This window comes from Pseudomonas sp. M30-35, from assembly GCF_002163625.1.
In the GTDB taxonomy this organism is placed as follows: Bacteria; Pseudomonadota; Gammaproteobacteria; order Pseudomonadales; family Pseudomonadaceae; genus Aquipseudomonas.
Genome location: NZ_CP020892.1, coordinates 1,870,141 through 1,886,335 on the forward strand (window position 1 = coordinate 1,870,141; position 16,195 = coordinate 1,886,335).

The following is a 16,195-nucleotide window of genomic DNA, read 5'->3' on the forward strand; positions in this document are numbered from 1 at the left end:
GCATAAAAAATGGCATTATGGTTTTTTGTTTCTTCCGTGCTAGCTATTTCTAGCTTATTTTATAAAAGTAAGCCGTTAGTTTGCATGTTATGGTTGTTTATAACTGTAGTCGTTGCTTTTAGATTTAATATAGGCTCGGATTATCTAGGGTATGTTGTTCTTTTTGATCAATATGAGCGGATGTGGCCAAAAGATTTTGGGTTTTACGCTATTGCATCAATATTGAATTTTGGTGGGCTCAACTCTCAGGCACTATTCGTTTTTTACGCCGTTGTCACATGTCTATTTAATGCTTTAGCTGTGAACAAATTTTCTAAACTGGGAGGAACTTTTGGTTTATTAAGTTTTGTTTTTTTTGCATTAATGTTGTTTCCGTCACTAAATGTTATAAGGCAGGCCGCGGCCGCAGCTATTATTTTTTATGCTTTGTATTTCGCGTGTGAAAGAAGGTGGCTGATATATTTAAGCTTAATTGTCATGGCTTCAACATTTCACCTGTCTGCGTTACTTATGGTTTTCGTAATACCGTATTTTTTTGTTGATTTTAAAAAGAATACGTGCCTTTTATTATATTTGGTGCCGATATTCTTTGTATATGTCGATGTTTCTGAGTTGATTAAGTTTGCAATATCGTATTCAGGGTTGTATGCAGAGTACGCTGATTTTGGGCGATTTTCTCGAGCAGTGACATTTGTTGATTTAATAAAATCCCAAGTCCAAATATTGTTTTGTTTCGTATTGAGCCTATTGGTTTCTAAATATACTACTAATACACGGTTCTCAATGTTTATCATAAAGGGACTGTTGTTGACTGCAATCCTTTTATCAATATCCGTAAATATGGCAGTTGTTGGTAGGCTGTATTTGTATTTTAAACCTTTTGCGGTCCTGGCTATCGCATTACTTATTTCTAATCTTTCAAGCGTAGTAAAACAAAAAAATATGGAGTTTGTGAGTATATTTACTCTCGTTTTTACAATTTTTATTGCGACGTCGTACTCCGCATACAGAAAAGAGTCTGCGTACAGACAATTTTCGCTTAATTTCTGTATTGTAAATGAATCATGTCCTGTAGCTATTTACGGTGATTACGGAACCGTTGAACGATGGGATGCGCAGATTGAATGAAATCTTATTATAGCGACATCTAAAGATTAACTACGGTTTGTTGATCCGTATAAAAAATTAAGTCTGGTGGGCTTGTGAAGATTATAACAGTTGGTTTTTATGATGATTTCTCAAGATTTTTTTTGAGGCTTAACAAGGAAATTTGTAACCTGTGTCCAAGTAGTACGTATTTGCACTTGTCTTTAAATTTCAGTGGCTATCTATATTGGCGATTGCGTGATTCTCATGTGAAGTTGTTGCCTTGGTTAAACTGGTTCTCTTCAAATAAGAAGCAGTATGCAAAACAATATAGCTATAGTGGAAAAGTTTACAATGGCGTTAATTTAGACTGGTGCGTGGCTTATCATTTAGGGGAACATAATTTATCAGATAAGCAGCAAGATAAATATTACCGGCTGGCAATGTCATATGTAGATCGATTTGATATATTGCTTAAGAAAGAGCAACCCGATCTTGTTTTGTTAAGTGGTGACTCGCGATTGGCTGTTCGCGTGATGATTTCACTATGTAACTTGAAAAAAATAAGTACTCGATTTTTTGAGCAAGGCCCGTTTGCATCAACAATAATTGATAGCTCAGGTGTAAATGCTAATGCTTCAATTCGTCATACTTGGGATACGCGAGAACAAGTGAATGAACATGAAGATTTGAGTCTGATTAGTCAATACATCTCAAGACCAAAACTTAATAGATATAAGAGAAACTTGATATATAGGTTGTTGGATATCGCTTTAAATACATACCCGATCAAGTGTTTAGTACCATATGATATAAGGGAGAGAGGGGTAGGGGGGGTTATTGTTAACAAGCTATCTAATGTGTTTCGCTCATTTACTTCAGCTAAACAAGAGCATCACACTGTAAAAGATGCCCCATATTCATGCACTGTACTCTTAGCGCTTCAAGTTCCTCAGGATGCAAACATGCTTTTGCATAGCCCTTTGTATGATAATCATGCGGATATAATTGAGGACTGTATCAAAGCATTGCCGGAACAAGCTAAGCTAGTAGTTCGCGAACATCCGCTATATAGAGGATATTATGAGTCGCGAGTTTACGAGTTGATTAATAGATACGCTTGTGTGTTCTTAGATGATAATCAAAAGGTTGTCACGAGTATTGATGATGCAGATATTATAGTCGTTAATAATTCAATGCTAGGAGTTGAAGCCCTTCTTTCTTTCAAGCCAATACTCGCATTAGGGGACTCATATTATGATGGTGTCGTTGCTAAAGTAGATGCGAGGGAGGACATTGCACAAGCATTAATCAATACCATGCACGAACCCGTAGATCGCTATTCTCGAATCGCATTTATGAGAAAACTCTGCTTTAGTTATCTACAGGCTGGTCATTATAGGTACGAAAACTTAGATTTTACGCGAGATATTGCCAAGCATTTAATTTCAAATCTAATTCGATAGGTTATCAGAAGGTTTTATTTATGAAAATATTAGTTACTGGTGGTGCTGGATTTATTGGCTCTCATTTGATTAAAAAGATTTTGCGCCTCGGTCACACTGTCAAGGTTCTTGACAATCTGTCCCCGCAAATACACGGTGAAATCCCACAAGGTCTCGATTGGCTAAATGACTCTAGGATTGAGTTTATTAAAGGATCTGTTACGAGTGCTAATGATTGGGCACTGGCTTTGGATGGTGGTGTTGAAGCGGTTGTTCATCTGGCAGCTGAAACCGGTACAGGACAATCTATGTATGAAGTTGCGCGCTATAATGAGGTTAATTCTCAAGGGACTGCTTTGTTATTTGACGTGCTTGGGAAATTATCTAAGTCTAGTGTGAAGAGAATCGTTCTATCTTCGAGTCGCTCTGTATATGGTGAAGGGGCATATCTTAACTCTAGCGGGCAACGCGTGTTTCCTTCTGGACGTACTTTGACAGCTTTAAGCAACAGGGAGTGGGAACCAGTCTGCAGCGACACTGGAGAAGCTCTGCAACTAACGCCGACGCTTGAAACAGATCTCGTATTTCCCTCTTCTATATATGCAGCAACGAAGTATGCTCAAGAGGATCTTGTGAGGATCGGGTGCCAATCGCTAGGCATAGAGTTCGCAATATTCCGACTGCAGAATGTCTATGGTCAAGGTCAATCTCTTAATAACCCTTATACCGGTATTTTGTCGATATTTTCAACAAAAATTCGTCGCAATAGCGTGCTACCACTGTTTGAAGATGGAAATGAAAGTCGAGATTTTGTACATGTCGATGATGTTACAGAGGCATTGTTACAAGGGCTTATTCATAAGCAGGCTCCGAATACTATTATAAACGTAGGAAGTGGCGTTGCGACATCAGTTAAAACTGTCGCGGAAGAGCTCTCGCTTGCTTTTGGTATGGAACCAAATTTGAAGATTACAGGTCAGTTCAGGGTTGGCGATATTCGGCATAACTATGCAGATATTTCACGTTTAAAGTCTCTCTTAGGAGTTACCCCTAAGATTAGTTTAGCTGAAGGATTGAAGCAGTTTTCGGATTGGGTTAAAACACAACCACTAGCTATTGATAATTTAGATAAAGCTAATCAGGAACTACGTGATCGCAATCTTATGAGCTGAGGTGTTTTATGAGTATAGATAAGATTAAGTTAAGACAGACTTTAGCTCTAGATATAGTGCAACAAAACAAGTTGCTAGGAGTTAAGTCGCATTCCTCTGGGTTTAAGTTTTGGATTGGAATTCTTTCTCCGCGATTTTTACCAGTACTGCTATATAGGCTTTCATACAAATCTCAAGTCTCAGGGTTTGCTACGATTGCGCGTTTTTTTTCCCTTATAAATTTTTTGCTATTTGGTATCGAAATAGCAACTGTATGTAAAATTGGTCCAGGGTTATTTTTTCCGCATACTCATGGTACGGTAATCGGGGCTGTATCCATTGGTAATAATGCAGTCATTTATCAAGGTGTGACCTTGGGAGCTAAGGACCTTGATTTTACTTATGATGAATTGCATCGTCCGTGCGTAGGTCATAATGTGATGATTGGTGCAGGTGCTAAGGTGCTTGGGGGCCTGACGCTGGGCAATAACGTGAGTGTGGCCGCTAATTCAGTTTTACTTGTTAATGCGCCTGATAATTCGGTCGTCGCAGGAGTGCCTGCAAAGGTGGTAAGTTTTAAAACTCTCGACAGTGTCAGTGTTAAATAATATCGATTCTTTTCGTGTTTTTCATGTTGTTCGAATCAGTCAAAAAATAGTGGATGTTTATATGGTTGAGGTTGGTGAGGTGAAGGTTGCATTGATTGGGCCAAGTTTTTTTTCTTATGTGCAGTCGATAAGAGATGAGTTTGTTCGTCGTGGGCTTAAGTCTGATTATTTTGACGAGCGACATTCAAACACTATTTTCAGCAAGATTAGTTACCGGTTAGGTTTAAGTTTTCTCTTCTCAAATAAGAAGAATGAATATTTTGATGCATTGATTTCTAGGTTAATTGCAGGTGCATACACTGACGTTTTGTTAGTTGATGTTGAGGTTGTTGATGAGCCTTTTGTCGCATCTCTGGTTCAGAATGGTATGAAAGTACACATCTATATGTGGGACAGTTCGCAAAACAAAAGTGGCTTTCTAAAATTTATTAGTTTGGTTTCTGGTAAGGGAAGTTTTGAACCTAGAGATTGTGCTAAATATGGTATGAGTTATATTCCTTTGTTTGCGGAAGATGTATTCGCCTCCGCACGTCTACCTGCGAATTGCCGAAAGTTTGATTTTTCTTTTTGTGGTACTCTTCATTCCAATCGAGGGTATTTTGTAAACGAACTTCGTAAGTTTTGTGTTTCAATGGGGTTGACCTTCGAAGAGTGGTTGTTTTTTCACTCTAAATGGCTTTTTGCGGTGACTTGTTTATTCCGTCCCGTAAATTTACGTTCATTTTTTAAAGTTTCAGATAAAGGGTTTTCTAAGTCTGATGTTGCAAAACTTTTTGCTGAGTCTAAGTATGTATTAGATATACCGCACAGTGGTCAGCGCGGTCTTACTGCGCGTACTTTTGAGGTCCTTAGAGCTGGTAGTTGTTTGGTTACTAGCAATCAGGGTGCTGATGAGTTGCCGGTCGAGCTAGCGTCACGTGTTTTAGTTTTTGATGAAATTAAGAACATTGACTATGCTGAACTCAAGAGGCTAGAAGGCGGACCAATCAGTGCTTCCGCAGATTACTATTTGTCTATTGGCCGTTTTGTTGATCAGTTAGTAGAAATTATGGGGCTTGGGGAGAGGTATTTGATTTCGAACAATATTCTCGATGATAAATACTAAATTTTTAGCACAATTTCCACATGAATTTTCGTGTTTTCATCGTGCGGCTGTTTTATCCTCATTATTATTTTTAGATTGCTAATCTGAGGTGGTGTTGTAAGTGCGTAAAATTCTTTTGACTGGGGCGTCTGGTTTTGTGGGCTATGGCGTTTATAAACATTTATCTGAATTTAGCATGGATGATTTGGTTCTTGCGCTTCGGAATCCCTTCCCAGGTCCACTTCAGTCCACTTTAGTCAAATTGATTCCTACAATTGATGGAACCGCCGATTGGAGCGAAATTATTGATGGTACTCATGTAGTCATCCATTGCGCGGCCCGTGTTCACGTCATGAGAGATCATTCTACTGACCCACTTGCTGAGTTTCGTAAAGTTAATGTAGAAGGTACATTGAACTTAGCGCGTCAAGCTGTTGCGGCTGGGGTCAAGCGGTTTATCTTTATTAGTTCGGTCAAGGTTAATGGCGAAGGTACAAAGCTAGGATCCTCGTATCAGGCCGATGATGAACCAGCTCCGGTTGACCCCTATGGCGTTTCTAAATTCGAGGCAGAGCAGGCGTTACAGGCCTTAGCAGCGCAGACTAGTATGGAAGTGGTGATTATTCGTCCTGTTCTGGTGTATGGGCCTGGTGTTAAGGCTAATTTCTTGAGCATGATGGACTGGCTAAATAAGGGGGTTCCTCTACCTTTTGGTGCTCTCTATAACAAGCGCAGCCTAGTTGCTTTAGATAACTTGGTTGATCTGATCGTGACTTGTATCGATCACCCTTCTGCGGCGAATGAAACCTTCTTGGTTAGCGATGGCGTGGACCTTTCTACGTCAGAGATGTTAGCCAAAATGGGTATGGCTTTAGGCAAATCGGTACGTTTATTACCTGTGCCAAGTTGGATGTTACAGGCTGGAGCTTTAGTGCTGAATAAACGAGCATTAGCTCAGCGCTTATGTGGTTCCTTGCAGGTGGATATCAGTAAGACCCATAGGTTATTGGGCTGGGTGCCCCCCGTCAGTGTTGATGAAGCGTTTCGGCGTACGGCTAAGCACTATCTTGCCGAGCAAAATGGTATGGACAAAAAGTAGGCTCGGGTGTGCGCTGTGCATAAATCTATTCTGCTACGTGTTTATATTATTGCGAGTTTGTTTGTGTTGTATAATTGATTTTTGTTTTTCTCCGTTTCTTGGGGTTAACGCAGTGGTTCGAGTTTTATTAAATTCAGTGGGTCGATTAAATTGAGTATTACTGATGAAACGTTTATTTGATTTATTTCTGGGCTTAAGTGCTGCAGTTGTGCTTTTTATTCCTATTCTATTTGTAGCCCTTGCTGTTTGTCTCACGTCGAAAGGGCCGGTGCTGTATTGGTCTGATCGTGTGGGCAAATGCAATACTATTTTTCGCATGCCGAAGTTCCGCAGTATGCGTGTTGGCACGCCTGCCGTTGCTACACATCTTTTGCAAGACCCGAACGCCCACTTGACGCCCATTGGTTCTTTTTTGCGTAAATCAAGCCTCGATGAGTTACCGCAACTCTGGAGCATTCTGAAAGGCGATATGAGTTTTGTTGGGCCGCGCCCTGCATTGTTCAATCAAGATGATTTGATTGCGCTGCGCACGTCTAGTGGTGTGCAGCATCTACTACCAGGGCTGACCGGTTGGGCGCAGGTGAATGGGCGCGATGAGTTGCCAATTCCGGACAAAGTCAAACTGGATGTGGAGTATTTACAAAGGCAGTCGCTGTCGTTTGATATTCGTATTCTCTGGCTGACTTTCGTTAAAGTAGTACGTCGGGATGGCGTTACGCATTGAAAATTGTGCGATACCCGTTCGCGATTAATCTCTGTCTGTGGTTTTTAGCGTAGGGTTTCTCGTTCAGAGTTCATAGATAGATTGCTCTTTGAGCTCCTGAGTAGGCTTCACAGTATAGTATTCAGGCTGTAACTGAAGTGATAGTTTTCGTTCCCCGAGGGGGCAAACGGCTTAGCTACGCCATATCCAATCTCTATGCTGTCGTTTTGCGGCGACAAAGCCTCACATTTTCGCAAGGAGCTCGCTACTACGGATGATTATGTCTTAATATTGGTACTGTGATTTGTTGTTTAATTTTGATCTGAGTATTGAGGGAGTATCGTATTGGGAATGGCGGGAAAAATACGTAATGGCCTGATTAAGTTACCTAGACGCTATAAGCGCTTATTACAGCTTGCCGTTGATATCTGCCTTGTCTGGGGGGCTCTTTGGTTAGCCTTTGCTGTCAGGTTGGGTATCGAAAACCCTGTCAACCCTGTCGGTGGCCATGTATGGCTGTTTATAACTGCTCCGTTGATAGCCATCCCGGTTTTTACCCGGGCCGGCATGTACCGTGCGGTTATGCGCTATTTCGGTAATGATGCGCTGATCACTATCTTCAAAGCGATCAGTGTTTCCTCGCTTCTGCTCGCATTAGCGGTCTATTGGTATCAAGCATCTCCCGTAGTGGTGCCTCGCTCTGTTGTATTCAATTACTGGTGGCTGAGCCTTGTCATGATTGGCGGCTTGCGTTTGGGTATGCGCCAGTATTTTATGGGCGATTGGTATGTTGCTTCGCAACAAGTACCGTTCTTCAATAAACATGAAAACCTGCCTAAGGTAGCTATTTACGGCGCAGGTGCTGCGGGTAATCAGCTCGTGGCTGCGTTGCGTATGGGCCGTGTGATGCGTCCTGTGGCCTTTATTGATGATGACAGTGACATCGCCACCAGGGTGATCGCTGGCCTCAAGGTCTATAAGCCTAAGCACATTCAACAGATGATTGATGAGACGGGGGCGCAAGAGATTCTCTTGGCGATTCCTTCGGCCACGCGAGTTAAGCGTCGTGAAATACTTGAGCACCTTGAGGGCTTCCCGCTGCATGTTCGCAGCATCCCGGGGTTTATGGATTTGGCTAGCGGGCGCGTTAAGGTCGATGATGTGCAGGAGGTTGATATTGCAGACCTCCTTGGTCGTGACGCTGTGCCTCCTCGCAAGCCGCTGTTTGAGCGCTGTATTCGCGGCCAGGTGGTTATGGTCACGGGGGCAGGGGGCTCGATTGGTTCTGAGCTATGTCGACAAATTATCGCTACTGGCCCAACCACGCTGATTTTGTTCGAACACAGTGAGTTCAACCTATACAGCATCCATGCTGAGCTTGAGCAACGCGCTGTGCGCGAGTCGTTGCCTTTAAAACTGGTTCCGATTCTAGGCTCGATCCGTAATCCAGGGCGCTTGCTTGATGTGATGCGTACTTGGAAAGTGAATACTGTTTATCACGCTGCAGCCTATAAGCATGTGCCCATGGTTGAGCACAATATTGCTGAAGGTGTGCTTAATAACGTTATTGGCTCGGTTAATACCGCCCAGGCTGCGCTTAAAGCTGGTGTTGAGCATTTCGTTTTAATTTCAACTGACAAAGCTGTGCGGCCAACTAATGTCATGGGCAGTACCAAGCGTCTTGCCGAGATGGTTTTGCAGGCATTGAGTCAGGAGTCTGCTCCAATCCTGTTTGGTGATAACGATACGGTTCATCACGTCAACAAAACTCGCTTCACCATGGTTCGTTTTGGCAATGTGCTGGGCTCGTCAGGGTCTGTTATCCCACGCTTTCATGAGCAAATTAAGCATGGTGGGCCGATTACTGTTACCCATCCCAATATTACTCGCTATTTTATGACCATTCCTGAAGCCGCACAGTTGGTTATCCAAGCCGGAGCGATGGGCTTGGGCGGTGATGTGTTTGTTCTGGATATGGGCCACCCGGTCAAGATCGTTGATCTTGCGGAAAAAATGGTTCACCTGAGCGGCCTAAGTATTCGTTCAGAAAAAAATCCGCACGGTGATATCACCATTCAATATACCGGGTTGCGTCCCGGCGAGAAGCTCTATGAAGAGCTGTTGATTGGCGACAATGTGAGCCCGACTGAACATCCGATGATCATGCGTGCCAGCGAAGAACATCTTGCATGGGATGATTTCAGGAAAGTACTCGCTGAGTTGGTCAGCTCAGTTTCGACTGATGATTACGGCCGTGTCCGTCAACTGCTGCGCGAAACTGTCAGCGGCTATAAACCCGATGGCGAGATCGTTGATTGGATTCATCAGCAGCGTCGGCTGGAGCCTTGATGCGCTATTGAGTTGCTGTAGTTTGCCCTGAACATTCAGGAGGCTAATGGTACGTGGGTAGGATTATTTCCTTGGTTACACTGCCTACCATTAACCACAGCACTACAAGGCGACCTCTGTATGCAAAATCGCATCATGATTACTGGCGCAGGCTCCGGCTTAGGCCGCGAAATAGCATTACGTTGGGCGCGTGAAGGTAGCCAGTTGGCGCTCTCTGATGTCAACGAAGCCAGTCTTGTTGAAACCCTTCGCCTGGTTCGTGAGGCTGGCGGTGATGGCTTTTATCAACGTTGTGATGTTCGTGACTACAGCCAGTTAACTGCCTTTGCCCAAGCCTGTGATGCCAAGTTCGGCGGTATTGATGTCATCGTCAATAATGCTGGCGTCGCCTCTGGAGGCTTCTTTAGCGAGTTGTCGCTTGAGGACTGGGATTGGCAGATTGCAATCAACCTGATGGGTGTGGTGAAAGGTTGTAAGGCCTTCTTGCCGTTGCTTGAACGCAGCAAGGGCAAGATCATCAACATTGCGTCAATGGCGGCACTGATGCAGGGCCCGGCAATGAGCAATTATAACGTGGCTAAAGCCGGTGTTGTTGCATTGTCCGAGAGCTTGCTAATCGAACTCAAAGCTCAGGAGATCGGTGTGCATGTAGTCTGCCCATCGTTCTTCCAAACCAATTTGCTTGATTCATTCCGTGGGCCAACGCCTGCGATGAAGGCTCAGGTCGGCAAGCTACTTGAGAGTTCACCGATAAACGCTGCCGAGATTGCAGACTATATCTTTCAGCAGGTTGCTGAAGGTAAGTTTATGATTTTGCCGCATGAGCAGGGGCGTATGGCGTGGGCGGTAAAGCAAAAGAACCCACAGCTGCTCTACGATGAGATGAGCAGCATGGCTGAGAAAATGCGTGCCAAAAAACCAGCTTAGAATTTTAACTTAAGGTAAGTGCTCCATAAACTGCGGTTCAAAGTAGCCACCTGAAGCTCGCGCTGTGCTCCCGGTTCCTTTCCGGCGCCAGCGCCTTTCGTTCTTCCAGCAAGCCTCGAAACTGAGTGAAAGTTCTGCATTATGCACGTAGTTGTTTTTGCCTTTTGCTAAAAGCCTGGAGTCTGAGTGCTTGACAACATCCTCTAATTGTTCGGTTAAAGCCGTTGTGCTCACCGTTCAAGCGAGACTGTTTCTTGGGCTGTTTTGATTTGTGGCGTAACCATCGGTACCAAGTTTTGATGCCTTAATTCGTCGCCATGCTCGGTATAATCCAGAGCATGATTTCCTATAATTAAATACCTTTTTGGGAACTATGTTTTGCTCAAGCAACTACTTGAACAAATTCTGAGCACGTTCGAGTCAGATAAAGGTAAGGTTTTTGATCTTGGAGAATACGCACTTTTGCGTCAGTACCTTTTGGGCACAAGCCTAACCCCGAAGACGATCCTACGCCTCGCAAATGTCTTTGCTCAACGAGTCTGTAAGCATGGTTTAACGTGTTGACGAAGCTGTCGTCGTCCTGACTATACGGCGAGGTAAGCGCAAGACTTGCCCGCTGATCCTGCCCGTATTGAAATCACTTAAGAACTGCCTGATCTTGATCGGCATCTGCTGTTGCCGTAAATGCAGCCTTGGTGAGAAAGTTAGAGAGCAGTTTGAAGTCGCACCAATGCAAATCCCCGTGATCAAATATGTGTGCAAAAAATACTCTTGCCATGATTACTGGACTGCACCGGTTACAGCGGACAAGACTGTTTAATTGATTGAGAAAAGCATCGCTAGCCCGAGCGTCCTAGCAATGCTCCTGACGATCAAATACGTCTACGAATTATTACTGCAGCACTGCTTCGAAAAAGTATACAGCCGTCGCGATAGCGATAGAGACCTCACGCAAAACTTTCATTCGTGAGGTTATTCAATACGATGGGCACTTGCACATAGCTTTCTTTAGCGTGCTAAGGGTAGCTTGGCCACTGTAGGACTAGGGCAGCCTGGCTGCTCAGTCGAAAATCTCAACTACCCCCACTACGGCCGAATTGTTTTCGTCGAGAACGGCCAATGCACGGATTTTGTTGTTGAGCATGTAGGCCTCAGCCTCTGCGAGCCGGGCATCAGAGCGAATGGTGTGCGGGGTGGCAGTCATTACATTGGCTACTGTTTCATTTAACACACTCGGGTTTTCAAGTAGCGAACGACGCAGATCTCCATCGGTCACGATACCAATCAGTTTACCCTGAGGCTCTAATACCAATGCAAGACCTAGGCGGCTCTTAGTCATGACTAATAAGCAGTCGTGAAACGGAGTGTCGGGCCTAACCTGCGGTGCAGGCGAATGCATAACGTCGCGCACGCGTGTCAGCAACTTACGTCCTAGACTACCGCCTGGGTGGTAGCGAGCGAAGTCCATTGGTTTAAACCCTATAGCTTTGATTAACGCTACTGCAAGGGCATCTCCCATGGCCATAGTAGCGAGAGTTGAGGTAGTAGGTGCTAAGTTGTTTGGACATACCTCGCGCTCCACCGAAACATCGAGCCATACATCCGCGTGCTTGGCTAATGTAGACGTATTGCTACTAGTCATTGCGATAATTGGATTACCAAATGACTTAAGGCTGGGAATGAGCTTTACAACTTCTTCAGTCTCACCGCTGTAGCTAATTAGGATGAGCACGTCGCTTGCCTTAAGCATTCCCAAGTCTCCATGGAACGCTTCAGCTGGGTGCAAGAAAAAGCTTGGAGTGCCGGTAGAGGCAAAAGTAGCTACCATTTTTTGACCAATCAGTCCGGACTTACCCATGCCACAGACTACTGCTCGTCCTTTGCATGAACGAATAAGCTCAACGGCGTGTTGGAAATCTTGGTCGAGGCGTTCAGCCAGTTGAGCAATCGCTTGCGACTGTGCTGTTAATGCTGCTTTGGCAATAATTAAATGATTCATAGAGGTTATATAACTTATTGTGCACGTTTAGAAAATGCGGGACTTTATCAAGCTAATAGTTATTACGAAACTATTAATTATTTGAGTAATAATTCACTCGGTATCTTTTTAGACAAGCGAAAAGCATAGGGCAGCAGGCATATCCAACTCGACCAAGACTACTCGGCCGTCCATAGGCTTTGACGGCCCCTGTTTCAGATGAAGGCACATGGGATTCGAGCACAACATCAGTTATAAGCGAATCACTTGTGCCTAACAAAGAATTTAGAGCTCTTTGAGCACTTCAGATAATTCTTCACGCCAGTCGCTCTGCGCAATGTTCAGCTTTTCTTCAATCAAGCTGCAATCCATTACTGACCAGGCCGGGCGGCGTGCAGGTGTTGGGTAATTGACCGTATTGATTGGATTAACCTTCGGCGCTTTCGCTAGTTGCTCAAACGCTACGGCTTGCTGGAATATCTCTTCCGCGAAGCCATGCCATGTGGTCGCTGGCGTGTTGCTGAAGTGATAAATGCCCCAGTTCAAGCTGCCACGATCACGGTACTGGCTGGCCAGTGCCCAAAGCGCTTTGGCAATGCTGGCAGCCGATGTTGGGCAGCCATGCTGGTCGGCCACAACACCCAACTCATCGCGGGTTTGCGCCAAGCGCAGCATGGTTTTAACAAAGTTATTGCCATGGGCGCCAAACACCCAGCTTGTGCGCATGATTATGTGTTGCGCACAGTGGTTGGCCACAGCCTGTTCACCGGCCAGCTTGCTAGCGCCGTATACGCCTGTAGGGGTGGTTGGGTCTGTTTCTTTATACGGGCTGTTGGCATCGCCGCTGAATACATAGTCGGTAGATATATGTAATAGCGGGACACCAAGTTTGGCGGCTACTGTGGCTAGATTCTCGGCACCTTTGGCATTGACTGCATAAGCGCGTTCGCTATCACTTTCAGCCTTGTCTACTGCAGTGTAGGCCGCAGCATTAATGATCAACTGCGGCTGGAGCTCGCCAAGTTTGCTGACGACTTGATCTGGGTTACTGATATCAAGCTCAGTCGAGCCCAGCCCTATGGCGGTAAAGCCTGCAGGTGCAAGGCGAACAAGCTCATGGCCCACTTGGCCGTGGGCGCCGGTGATCAAAACACGCATGCTTAGCCCTTTTGCTCGATGAGTTGTTGCAGAGTCGGGTTGAGTTGGTCTTTACCGGAGAGCAGGGGCTGCTCGATAGGCCAGGGGATATTGACCTCGGGGTCATTCCAGATCAGGCCGCCTTCATCTTCTGGGAAGTACAGGTCGGTACACTTGTATTGGAAGTCCGCAACCTCGCTCAACACACAAAAGCCGTGGGCATAGCCTGGTGGCACCCAAAGTTGACGGTGGTTTTCGTCGTTCAATTCAACGCCAACGTATTGACCGCAGGTTGGCGAGTCAGGGTTAATATCGACTGCCACGTCATACACCGAGCCGCGGCTGACGCTGACCAGCTTGCCTTGCGGGCGCGTGCGTTGAAAATGCAGGCCACGCAGGACGCCACGCTGCGAGCGCGAGTGATTGTCCTGGACAAAGGGCAGGTCGATCCCGGCTTCACGGTAGCGCTCTGTCTGAAAACTTTCGAGGAAGAAGCCACGATGATCGCCAAACACTTTCGGCTCAAAGATCAATACGCCGGGCAACGCTGTTTCTATAACCTTCACTGAGGTTTCTCCTGTTCAAGCAGGCGACTTAGGTATTGGCCGTAACCCGTCTTGCTCAGTGCTTGGGCTTGGGCAGATAACTGCTCGGCTGATAGCCAGCCTTGGCCGTAGGCGATCTCTTCAAGGCAAGCGACTTTTAGCCCCTGGCGCATTTCGATGGTATGCACAAACTGGCTGGCTTCCATGAGCGAGTCATGGGTGCCGGTGTCCAACCATGCGAAACCACGGCCAAACATGCTGACGTGCAAGTCTCCGCGCTGTAGATAGGCGTTATTGACATCGGTGATCTCAAGCTCGCCACGTGCGGAGGGTTTGACGTTTTTGGCGATTTCTACCACTGAGTTGTCGTAGAAATACAGGCCAGTTACTGCGTAGTTGGACTTTGGCTCGGACGGTTTCTCTTCGATTGAGATGGCCTTGCCTTTGTGGTCAAACTCGACAACGCCGAATCGCTCTGGATCGCTGACATGGTAGCCAAATACAGTGGCGCCGTCGGTCCTGCTCGCGGCCTCTTTAAGCATTGCGCTAAAGCCATAGCCGTAAAAAATATTGTCGCCGAGAATCAGGCAGACATTACTGTCGCCGATGAAGCTTTCACCAATGATAAATGCCTGCGCAAGGCCATCTGGGGAGGGCTGTTCGGCGTAGCTGAGTTCAATACCAAACTCTTCGCCATTGCCGAGCAGTTTACGAAACTGCGGTAAGTCCTCAGGCGTCGAGATGATCAGTACTTCCCGAATGCCGGCGAGCATCAGCACCGACAGCGGGTAGTAAATCATCGGCTTGTCATATACCGGCAAAAGCTGTTTAGACACACCACGAGTAATTGGGTGTAGGCGTGTGCCGGAGCCACCAGCGAGGATGATGCCTTTCATAAAAACGTCCTGTATGAAACGGTATTGTTTGCTAAAGCGGGGCTTTGGGATCGCGTTCCCCGCAACATAATTTAGTTATCAGCACCGAGCCGACCAAGCCGATAATCGCCGGATAGCACACGTTGCCACCAGTCCTGATTATCGAGGTACCAGCGCACAGTTTTACGCAGGCCGCTGTCGAAAGACTCCTGCGGTGTCCAGCCTAATTCGCGCTCGATTTTTGAGGCATCAATGGCATAACGCAGGTCATGCCCCGGGCGGTCTTTAACGAATTTGATCAGTGTCTTGTAGCTCTGGGCTGACGCTTGTGGCACCAGTTCATCGAGCAGCTCACAAATGGTTTCCACAACCTCCAGGTTACGCTTCTCATTGTGGCCACCAATGTTGTAAGTCTCGCCTACAGCGCCTTTGCTCACCACGTCAACCAAGGCGCGGGCATGGTCTTCAACATATAACCAGTCACGTATTTGCGAGCCATCGCCGTAAACCGGCAAGGGCTTGCCCGCCAATGCATTAAGAATTACGTGGGGGATCAGCTTTTCTGGGAAGTGGTAAGGGCCGTAGTTATTCGAGCAATTGGTCAGCAGCACCGGTAAGCCGTAAGTGCGCTGCCAGGCGCGGACCAAGTGGTCGGAACTGGCTTTTGACGCGGAATAAGGCGAGCTCGGCGCATAGGACGTGGTTTCGGTGAATAGGTCGTCAGTGCCTTCAAGGTCGCCGTACACTTCATCTGTGGAGATGTGATGAAAACGGAAATCTTGCTTTTCATCATCAGGCAGCGCATTCCAGTAACGGCGCGTGGCTTCCAGCAGGTTATAGGTGCCCACAATATTGGTTTGGATAAACTCGGCGGGTCCATCAATCGAGCGGTCAACATGTGACTCTGCTGCGAGATGCATCACTGCGCTGGGTTTGAACTCAGCAAATACGGCGTCCAATGCTGCGCTGTCGCAGATATCAACCTGGTAAAAGCTGTAGCGTGATGAGTCCTTGGCCTTGGCAAGCGATTCGAGGTTGCCTGCATAAGTCAGCTTATCGAGGTTGGCGACGATGCACTGCGTGTTCTCAATCAGGTGACGAACTACAGCAGAGCCAATAAATCCCGCGCCGCCGGTTACAATAATCCGCATTAATGCTTCTCCGCTAAAGCTACTTTCCAAAGTGCTTTGATCTAAGTTTTCTAACCT

14 protein-coding genes are annotated in these 16,195 nt (G+C 46.0%); 9 read left to right on the forward strand and 5 right to left on the reverse strand.

The annotated features are described in order from the left end of the window. Positions 1 to 9: 9 nt before the first annotated feature. From B9K09_RS08735 to B9K09_RS08775, 9 genes are all read left to right on the forward strand, one after another. The gene (locus B9K09_RS08735; RefSeq protein ID WP_087516440.1) at positions 10 to 1,128 is read left to right on the forward strand and encodes an EpsG family protein; all 1,119 of its coding nucleotides are present in this window, start codon (positions 10 to 12) and stop codon (positions 1,126 to 1,128) included. Between the two features lie 74 nt (positions 1,129 to 1,202). Beyond that, a complete protein-coding gene (locus B9K09_RS08740; protein WP_157699335.1) occupies positions 1,203 to 2,552 on the forward strand; it encodes a hypothetical protein in 1,350 nt (449 codons plus the stop codon). 20 nt (positions 2,553 to 2,572) lie between these two features. Further along, positions 2,573 to 3,703, forward strand: a complete 1,131-nt coding sequence (locus B9K09_RS08745; protein ID WP_087516442.1) for an NAD-dependent epimerase/dehydratase family protein — start codon at positions 2,573 to 2,575, stop codon at positions 3,701 to 3,703. Positions 3,704 to 3,711: 8 nt separating this feature from the next. Beyond that, the gene (locus B9K09_RS08750) at positions 3,712 to 4,290 is read left to right on the forward strand and encodes a serine O-acetyltransferase (protein WP_218191988.1); all 579 of its coding nucleotides are present in this window, start codon (positions 3,712 to 3,714) and stop codon (positions 4,288 to 4,290) included. A gap of 61 nt (positions 4,291 to 4,351) precedes the next feature. Then, positions 4,352 to 5,395 carry a hypothetical protein gene (locus B9K09_RS08755; protein WP_087516443.1) on the forward strand — a complete coding sequence of 348 codons (1,044 nt, stop codon included), beginning with the start codon at positions 4,352 to 4,354 and terminating at the stop codon, positions 5,393 to 5,395. A 100-nt stretch (positions 5,396 to 5,495) separates the two neighbouring features. Continuing rightward, the gene (locus B9K09_RS08760; RefSeq protein WP_087516444.1) at positions 5,496 to 6,473 is read left to right on the forward strand and encodes an SDR family oxidoreductase; all 978 of its coding nucleotides are present in this window, start codon (positions 5,496 to 5,498) and stop codon (positions 6,471 to 6,473) included. Between the two features lie 163 nt (positions 6,474 to 6,636). Next, positions 6,637 to 7,197 (forward strand): sugar transferase, encoded by a 561-nt coding sequence (locus B9K09_RS08765; RefSeq protein WP_087516445.1) that lies wholly within the window; start codon positions 6,637 to 6,639, stop codon positions 7,195 to 7,197. 330 nt (positions 7,198 to 7,527) lie between these two features. Further along, positions 7,528 to 9,525, forward strand: coding sequence for a nucleoside-diphosphate sugar epimerase/dehydratase (locus B9K09_RS08770; RefSeq protein ID WP_087516446.1), 1,998 nt, complete (start codon positions 7,528 to 7,530; stop codon positions 9,523 to 9,525). 120 nt (positions 9,526 to 9,645) lie between these two features. Beyond that, positions 9,646 to 10,452 (forward strand): SDR family oxidoreductase, encoded by an 807-nt coding sequence (locus B9K09_RS08775; RefSeq protein ID WP_087516447.1) that lies wholly within the window; start codon positions 9,646 to 9,648, stop codon positions 10,450 to 10,452. A gap of 1,060 nt (positions 10,453 to 11,512) precedes the next feature. On the opposite strand, the gene B9K09_RS08780 is transcribed toward B9K09_RS08775, so the two are convergent. The 5 genes from B9K09_RS08780 to rfbB form a co-directional block, all read right to left on the reverse strand. Continuing rightward, a complete protein-coding gene (locus B9K09_RS08780; RefSeq protein ID WP_087516448.1) occupies positions 11,513 to 12,451 on the reverse strand; it encodes an SIS domain-containing protein in 939 nt (312 codons plus the stop codon). Between the two features lie 264 nt (positions 12,452 to 12,715). Beyond that, entirely contained in the window at positions 12,716 to 13,588 is an 873-nt protein-coding gene (gene rfbD / locus B9K09_RS08785) for a dTDP-4-dehydrorhamnose reductase (RefSeq protein WP_087516449.1), read from the reverse strand. A 2-nt stretch (positions 13,589 to 13,590) separates the two neighbouring features. Then, positions 13,591 to 14,133, reverse strand: coding sequence for a dTDP-4-dehydrorhamnose 3,5-epimerase (gene rfbC, locus B9K09_RS08790; RefSeq protein WP_087516450.1), 543 nt, complete (start codon positions 14,131 to 14,133; stop codon positions 13,591 to 13,593). Beyond that, positions 14,130 to 15,008 carry a glucose-1-phosphate thymidylyltransferase RfbA gene (gene rfbA, locus B9K09_RS08795; RefSeq protein ID WP_087516451.1) on the reverse strand — a complete coding sequence of 293 codons (879 nt, stop codon included), beginning with the start codon at positions 15,006 to 15,008 and terminating at the stop codon, positions 14,130 to 14,132. The genes rfbC and rfbA overlap by 4 nt, the downstream gene beginning before the upstream one ends. Positions 15,009 to 15,079: 71 nt before the next feature. Next, positions 15,080 to 16,138, reverse strand: a complete 1,059-nt coding sequence (gene rfbB / locus B9K09_RS08800) for a dTDP-glucose 4,6-dehydratase (RefSeq protein WP_087516452.1) — start codon at positions 16,136 to 16,138, stop codon at positions 15,080 to 15,082. Between the last annotated feature and the right edge of the window lie 57 nt (positions 16,139 to 16,195).